General features: G+C 36.2%; 5 protein-coding genes and 1 pseudogene. All 6 read right to left on the reverse strand.

Annotated features, from left to right (window positions below):
• Positions 1-1,246, reverse strand: a pseudogene (locus A6M14_RS00745) (hypothetical protein); the annotation flags it as partial.
• A complete protein-coding gene (locus tag A6M14_RS00750) occupies positions 1,198-2,073 on the reverse strand; it encodes a vWA domain-containing protein (protein WP_152872868.1) in 876 nt (291 codons plus the stop codon). The pseudogene A6M14_RS00745 and the gene A6M14_RS00750, both read right to left, overlap by 49 nt.
• Before the next feature lie 12 nt (positions 2,074-2,085).
• Positions 2,086-2,835, reverse strand: coding sequence for a PilX N-terminal domain-containing pilus assembly protein (locus A6M14_RS00755; protein ID WP_152872869.1), 750 nt, complete (start codon positions 2,833-2,835; stop codon positions 2,086-2,088).
• Position 2,836: 1 nt separating this feature from the next.
• Entirely contained in the window at positions 2,837-3,808 is a 972-nt protein-coding gene (locus tag A6M14_RS00760) for a PilW family protein (protein WP_152872870.1), read from the reverse strand.
• The gene (pilV, locus tag A6M14_RS00765; protein ID WP_152872871.1) at positions 3,809-4,312 is read right to left on the reverse strand and encodes a type IV pilus modification protein PilV; all 504 of its coding nucleotides are present in this window, start codon (positions 4,310-4,312) and stop codon (positions 3,809-3,811) included.
• 2 nt (positions 4,313-4,314) lie between these two features.
• Positions 4,315-4,770, reverse strand: coding sequence for a pilus assembly FimT family protein (locus A6M14_RS00770; protein WP_152872872.1), 456 nt, complete (start codon positions 4,768-4,770; stop codon positions 4,315-4,317).
• Between the last annotated feature and the right edge of the window lie 134 nt (positions 4,771-4,904).

A 4,904-nucleotide genomic window follows, 5' to 3' on the forward strand; every position in this document is an offset into this window, starting at 1 on the left:
GGTTTGTGCAACAAAGCCCTGTAGTAGGAATATCGTACCCCAACAACCCCATTAATTGATTTGAGTAGGTCGTATCACTTTTAGTATTTTGATCTGTTGTATAAGTATGTTTAATTTTAATTAATTTAGCATCTTTAACTCTAGTATTATTATCATACTTATAATCAGTTAATAAATTTCTATTGGTTACATTTAAAGTATGACCTAATTTTAGTTGACTTAATGCACCATGTTTTGCAAATACCGGATAATTATCAGCATAACTTCTATTTGATTTCCAAATATCTGGAATATCTTTTAATACACCATTATTTACAACTAAGTTATCTACAGTTGGTGCAACCGCACTTGCATACACCCCATTATTCACTACATAATATTTTTTCAAATTTCCGAACCAAATTTGATTTGTATCCACAGGGTTCACTTTTGGTTCGAACTGAGGAAAATAAGCATATCCTTGAATAACTGTTGGATTTAAAGCATCTTCTGGAATTACAGAAGTTCCTGTACTTAAACTTGGAATATCTCTCACTAATTCTGTTACAAATGCACTAACACTATCAACAATGTCTTTAGAATTAGAACCAGAATACCACCCACCGCCACCAACAACGCCCCATTGCATAGCTTCTTTTACATCGTTACTAGGATCTGTTTTTCCATTAAATGCATTCCCAAAACCAACTACTGCTGTTTTGATCTGAATATTTGCTGGATTTTTAGAAGGATCAAGCAAAGCTTCTGCCAATCTTCCAATACAAGTCCAAGCATGAGTTCTATCTTTTTTAAAGTATTCGTTATCTTTAAGCTTACCTAATGGACTTGAAGTACAATCAAAGCTGCTAGCCTTAGCTCCCAATGCAGATGTCATCATTTCATATGCACTACCGCTTTTGTTATCTTGCCCTACACCAACACCTGCCGGCTCAGGTTGACCATCGGTTAAGAAGTATATTCCTTGACCACTACACTCCTTTTTAGCAGAATCTGTTGCTTGAACACTTAAAGACTCTGGTTGAATATAAAACATATCATTTAATACAGAGGAGACTGATTTAGGGGAGCCTGTAATACCAGAATACGAGGAAGGTGTGAAGTAATCACCTGTTTTATAATAACATTTTGTAGCACTATATTGTGTTTCTACATTATTATTAGTACCGCAACTGTCTTCAGTTAAGCCATTTTTTAGATTTAAAGGTAATCCACCAATGGCACTCTGCCACCCCCCCATGTCAAACATGCGGTACCATCACTGTTAAATTTATTACATTGCTGCCAATACACAGAATACCCCCCTGTAAGAGCATAATATACAGGTGCATGGTTTAGCTTAACTCTAGGTACCGATGATGTACCTAATAAATAGGCTGCAGTTTCCGCATAAGCATAAGGGGTTGGAGTGGTTCCACTCGCAGACAATCCAGAAGCAATACTATAAATTTCATCTCTATATTCTTTGCCTCTAGTTTTCCCTAGTTTGTAATAAACGGTACAATTTTTAGATAAATAACAACTTTCGGATGAGTATCCAGTGGTAGATATTGATCCTTTGGCAACCCATGTTTTACATGTTTCTGTTAAAGAGTGCGTTGAAGTACACTCATAATTTTGACCGTTCACGCTAAAGAAATATTCTTTTTTGTTTGTTACCTTTTCACCAGTACTAGGCGTACTAAGCGCTTGAGTAGGTAGTCTAATTACGCCATTATTATTTGTAAAAGTAGATAAACCAATAATAGTTTTCCCATCTAAAGGCTCATTATTTACACTACCGAATAGCACATCTTTCATACCTTGTTTAAGATATTCCATTCTTGTTGGAAAGCCCGTTCCCTCATCTCTTGTCCCCATACTTCCTGAAGTATCCAACATAAAAAGCAGTGTCGTAGAACCAACACTCTCTTCAGGCACTTTATATATTTCAATATCACTTGCATAAACTGGATAGCTCGCCAAACAAATACCTGTTGTAATCATTGCTGACAGAGCTGTGACATTTATTTTTTTCATAAGAGTATCTTCGGGGAAATACTTTCTCATATAGACTAAGTCATTTACTTTTTTCATTTTATTTTCCCCTTAACTACTTTTTACAGCGCGCAAGGTATATACCATTTCTTGCGAACTATAAGGAATATTATTTCTTGAAAGGCAATCAATCACCGTCTCATTATTCAAAGATCCATCAACAAATGTTGTGAAGTTTGAAATACAGTTATTTACCTGTGCATCTGTAGCCGTACTTAAATTTGGTAAAAGTGATGTAGCATTAACAATAACAGTGGAAATATCTTTCCCTTTGCCTGCTTTATCATCACCATCCACCATATGTCCAAAATCTTTATTGTTCGGAGCTACTCGAATTGCTACTCGCGTTAAAACAGCTTGCCGACCACTTGTAAAATCAGCTGATCGCGTTGTTTGACAAAAACCATTAGCACCTAATTCTCTATTATTAATAGTAGAACCCTGCCAATACACAATACTTCCCTGTCGAGCACCCTCCCAATTGTTTGCGACATTGCCACGCACACAAAAAACAAGCTCTTTACCTTTATTTTCAGCTCTCAACAAATACGCTAAAATCCCATCACCAATTTGCATATTTGCTAGCGTTAAATCATTAGAAGTATCATTTTCTAACTTAAAAAACACAGCATCTGAGCTTTGTTTCAATAGCGCCTGAGCTTGTGTATTTGTTGCAATATTTAAACTCGTAATACTTCCACGAATTGCCCATGTACCCACAATGGTAATAAGAAGAAGCATGATTAAAACAATAATCAGCGTTGCACCTTTTTGACTTGAAGAACGTATTGAATAATTCATATTAATTCTCCAAACCAAAGCCATTTCTAAGAGCAACTGTTTGCGATAAAACATTGCGCAGATATAAGTGATTATTTGCATGTGCAGTTAAAGGACCACTTACATCAAATAATTGATAAGCTCTAGTAGCATTAAATAAATCTGAACTTCCAACACTATTTGGAGATCTAACCAAAACAGCTATTTTAATCGCAACAATTTGAGGCTTTCTTGCTGGGGCAGTTGGGTTTAATTGTTGATAACCAGCAATTGTCATATATGAAAATCGATCAAGAACCCCATCTTGACCAGCTACAGCAGGAGATACACTTGTATTTTGAGTATCATCAGCAACTCCCAAAAGCACGTGAAAATGATCTACCCGAGGTATCACAATACGCCCTTCGCCACTTAAATTAAGTGAAGCTAAATTATCTTGATTATAGTTTGCTGCAGTACATGCTAAAGCAAGTGGTGCATTGGGTTCATTTACTGTTCCATTGGCATCTCGACGTAAAAAATACCGTTGTACTACATAGCTATTCACTGGAATTGCATTACCTTCACAATCGAATCGATTTGCAACAGTATTTTTATATTGAATAACTAATTGATCACTTCCTACATTGGGTATATTTAAATTCGTTGGACCAATGTTTGCTGATGTTAAATAACTATTGCCAGCATTAGCACCAGTCATTTGAAATGCCGTAGTAGTTGATATATTTCGCCTATCTAAAACAAGACCACCGTGTAATACTTGATTATCAATTAAAGTCTCTTGTGCCTCTAGGTTAGCAAGTCTTAGATCATTAATCATATAATCCAAACCAAAATAACCACTATTCAAAAGGTTTGATCCACCTTGTTGAATCATCGCGCTTTTTTGCCCCGTGTAGAACAACTGAATTGCCGCTGCTGAAATAATTAATCCCAATACAAGCGACACCATAAGCTCAACAATTGTGAAACCTTTATGCTTTAAAATTTGCATTTAAAAGGCCTCCATCACAATGCATTTAGCATTTGCAACATAACTACCATTAACCATGCAACTAGTAACATCATCACCAGAAATAGTTGTATGTCCCCAAGCGACATAAATACATGTCCGTGTACTTCCCTGACAGTTGCCCATTACAATTTGCTGCCCCTGATTTTGTGCAATTTGCACAACTTCACCAGCATCATACTGTGCCAAAGTTACTCCTGTGCAGGTAGGTCTTGAGATTGCTGTAGCGTTACTAATTAAACAAGTTGTATTCGATGCCCGAGTATTGATTGCAGTTATGTAATTATTTAACGCTAGTCGATTGATTCGAATTCTTTCTGCTAAATCTCGAGCAACATTCATCGCTAATGTCTTATCGTTTGCTTCAATTGTTGCATCTACAGCTCGTAATTGCAGTGCAGAAAATCCAAGCACGCCTATTGCTAAAACAAATAGTGCAACCAGAACCTCGAACATACCTACGCCTGTCTGACTTTTCCTATACATGACTAGCAAGCTCCCGAGTCTCTAATTGCTTCAACAACACCAGTTCTAGATAAAGCTACTGTCTTAGACTGCTTTAAACGCGTACTACAAAGTTGAAAATTTAATGGAATTTCTGTTTCAACATTTGCAACAACATTTACTCTTCGAGCTAAACCATTTTCATTAAACGATACCGATTGAGTTCCATTAATAAGCTGAATATCTTCATATTTAGATGCCCAGTGAAATAAAATTTCGGTATTCGTACCTGCAGTTGGGGTTACCGTGACCATTCTTCTTAACGTTGCCGCTTTTGCACGCGCATCACCAAATACCAATATCAATGATCGAGCAGAAGCATCTAGCTTTTGTTTGGCAACAAGATTTGAAAATGCTGGTGCTGCCATGGTTGTAATAATCGCAACGATACCAATAGTGATCATTAACTCGATTAGGGTAAAACCTTTTATGTTATTCAAAGCAGATTCCCCTCAGCCACCCAAAAAAACCAAATAACGATAAATAAATTCTTATACTTAGATAAATGAAATGTAATTAAAAAAACTTATTCGTATGAATTCATTCAAAATAAGGTGGTGTTTCAAAAAGTATG

This window comes from Acinetobacter portensis, from assembly GCF_009372215.1.
Classification (GTDB): Bacteria; Pseudomonadota; Gammaproteobacteria; order Pseudomonadales; family Moraxellaceae; genus Acinetobacter; species Acinetobacter portensis.